The organism is Longimicrobiaceae bacterium, assembly GCA_035696245.1.
Classification (GTDB): domain Bacteria; phylum Gemmatimonadota; class Gemmatimonadetes; order Longimicrobiales; family Longimicrobiaceae; genus DASRQW01.
In genome coordinates, this window is the sequence record DASRQW010000004.1 from 1 (window position 1) to 2,904 (window position 2,904).

The window sequence follows — 2,904 nt, forward strand, 5'->3', positions numbered from 1 at the left end:
TGCTCGGCGGGTGAAGATCCAAGTGCCTGACCTCCGCCTCCAAGACTATGCGGCCCTCCCCACAGGCACGGCGCTGGAGCGAACTCCCCGCTACGCCGAGCGGAAATGCATCCCGCGTAGCAAATAGTTGGAACAGATGACACGTAGGTGCTCCCCTACCAAGCGGGGAGGTCGGGGCGTCGCTGAAGTGGTGGTTTTTTCGCAGTACCCATATGAAGATGTGCGGCGGGAGACCGGCGGCGGTTTTTGCCGGGCTCGCGCCGGGGCGGGGAGACCCCGGACGGAGGAGGGCCAGGCAGTATCGGCCCGCCGGAGGAGGAGGCTCCCCGACCCCGCGCAGGAGACGGACGGGCAGGCTGTATCGCCCGGCCGGCTCCGGAGCGGCGCCACCGACCCGAGCCCAACCAGACTGGACTCGCATAAGGCTTGCGGACGCGCCGCGCGGACCGGACTCGCGGATGCGCAACGGAATACACGGAGAACGGATGCAGATCCCCATCGTTCGTCACACGCTGGACAACGGCCTGCGCGTGGTGCTCTCGGAAGACCACTCCACCCCCGTGGTGGCGGTCAACCTGTGGTACGACGTGGGCAGCCGCAACGAGGAGCCGGGCCACACCGGCCTGGCCCACCTGTTCGAGCACATGATGTTCCAGGGCTCGCTGAACGTTCCGGACACGTCGCACATCTCGTTCGTGGAGCGCGTGGGCGGCTCGGTGAACGGCAGCACCTGGCTGGACCGCACCAACTACTACGAGACGCTTCCCAGCAGCGAGCTGGAGCTGGCGCTGTGGCTGGAGGCCGACCGGCTGGGCTTCTTCGTGCCCGCCATCACGCAGGAGAAGCTGGACAACCAGCGCGACGTGGTGAAGAACGAGCGGCGCCAGCGCGTGGACAACCAGCCATACGGCAACTGGGACGAGCGCCTGCAGATGCTGCTCTTTCCGCCGGACCACCCGTACCACCACTCGGTGATCGGGAGCATGGCCGACCTGGACGCGGCCACGCTCGACGACGTGAAGGACTTCTTCCGCACCTACTACTCGCCCAACAACGGGGTCCTCACCCTGTGCGGCGACTTCGACCCGGACGAGGCGATGCGGCTGGTGCGGAAGTGGTTCGGCCCCATCCCCCGCGGCCCCGCGATCCCGCCGCTGCCCGGCAACCCGCACCTCCCGCCGCGGCTGGGACGGGAGATGCGCGACCTGGTGGAGGGCGGCGTGCCCTTGGCCCGCGTCTACGCCGCATACCGCATCCCCCCGTTCGGCACGCCGGAATACTACCAGGCGGAGCTGGCGTCGGAGATCCTGGCGGGCGGCAAGTCGTCGCGCCTGTACCACGAGCTGGTGCGCGAGCGGCGGGTGGCGCAGACGGTGGGCGCGTTCACCTTCCCCACCATCACCGGCGCCGCCGCCCTGATCCTGCGCGGCAACGCGCGCCAGGGCGTGACGCCGGAGGAGATCGAGGCGGCGCTGCTGGGCGAGGTGGAGCGGCTGAAGGCGGCGCCGCCCACGGCCGAGGAGATGGATCGCGCGCTCACGGGCATCGAGTCGCGGCACGTGATGGACCTTCAGAAGATGAGCGAGAGGGCGGACCAGATCTCGATGTTCACGCTGCACTTCGACGACCCGTCGCTGGTGAGCGGCGAGCTGGACCGCTACCGCGCCGTGACGGCGGCCGACGTGCACGGCTTCGCGCTGGCGCACATGGGCGCCGACAACCGCGCGGTGCTCGCGTACGCGCCAGACGCGGCTGCAACGCGCGAGGAGGCCGCATGAGCGACGCGACGACGTCTACCGCGGAGCTGGACCGTTCGCAGCCGCCGCCCACCGGGGCGCTGCGGCCGTACCACTTTCCCACGCTGGAGCGGCGCACGCTTCCGAACGGCCTGCGCATCGTCGTGTGCGAGACACGGCGCTTCCCGGTGGCCACGCTGGACCTGCTGCTGCCCGCCGGCGCCATGGCGGAGGCGGACGAGGTCGCCGGCGTCGCTTCGTTGACCTCCGGGCTGCTGGAGTCCGGCGCGGGCGGGAGGAGCGCGGCCGAGATCGCCGTCGCGGTGGACGAGCTTGGGCTGTCGCTGGACTCGGGGATCTCGTGGGACATCACGCAGGCGGGGTTCACCTGCCTTACGAGCCGCCTGGACGCGGGCGCCGCCATCCTGGCGGACATCGTCCGCCGCCCGGACTTCCCGGAGCACGAGGTGGACCGGCTGCGCGGCCAGCGCCTCTCCACGCTGGCGCAGAACCGCGCGGACCCCAGCACGCTCGCCAACGAGGTGGCGTTGCGCAGCGTCTACGGCCCGGGCGTCTACGGGCGCCCCGTCGGCGGCGGCGCGGGCACCGTGGCGGGGATCACGCGGGCGGACGTGCAGGCGTTCCACGACGCCCGCTTCCTGCCCGCGGGCGCGACCCTCGTGGCCGCGGGAGACGTGTCGGTGGACGAGGTGGCGGAGGTGGCAGAGCGGCATTTCGGCGACTGGGCGGGCGCGCCGGAGCCCGTGCGGCCGCTGGAGGTGCGGACGCGCGAGAGCGGCATCCGCATCGTCGTGGCGCACCAGGCGGGATGGGTGCAGAGCGCCCTCCGCGTAGCGCACGACGGCCCGGCGCGGTCCACGCCGGACTACTTCGCGCTCCAGGTGATGAACGCCATCCTGGGCGGCATGTTCTCGTCGCGCCTGAACATGAACCTGCGGGAGAGGCTGGGTTACACGTACGGCGCGTCCAGCAGCTTCACCATGCGGCGCGACGGCGGCCCCTTCGCCATGGCGACGTCGGTGCAGACGGAGGTCACCGCGCACGCCATCCAGGAGATGCTGGCCGACATGCGCGGGATGCTGGACGGGCACGTCACGCCCAAGGAGCTGGCGGACGCGCGGACGTACCTGGCGGGCGTCTTCCCCAT

2 protein-coding genes are annotated in these 2,904 nt (G+C 71.1%); both read left to right on the forward strand.

What is annotated here, in order from left to right; genetic code table 11:
- The first annotated feature begins 485 nt into the window (after positions 1-485).
- The gene (locus VFE05_00125; GenBank protein HET6228446.1) at positions 486-1,778 is read left to right on the forward strand and encodes a pitrilysin family protein; all 1,293 of its coding nucleotides are present in this window, start codon (positions 486-488) and stop codon (positions 1,776-1,778) included.
- Positions 1,775-2,904: pitrilysin family protein (locus tag VFE05_00130; protein HET6228447.1), on the forward strand; the 1,130-nt coding region annotated here is incomplete at its 3' end. The genes VFE05_00125 and VFE05_00130, both read left to right, overlap by 4 nt.

Coding starts and splice junctions, on each gene's coding strand:
- VFE05_00125 (HET6228446.1), top strand. CDS start 486: ATGCAGATCCCCATCGTTCGTCACACGCTGGACAACGGCCTGCGCGTG.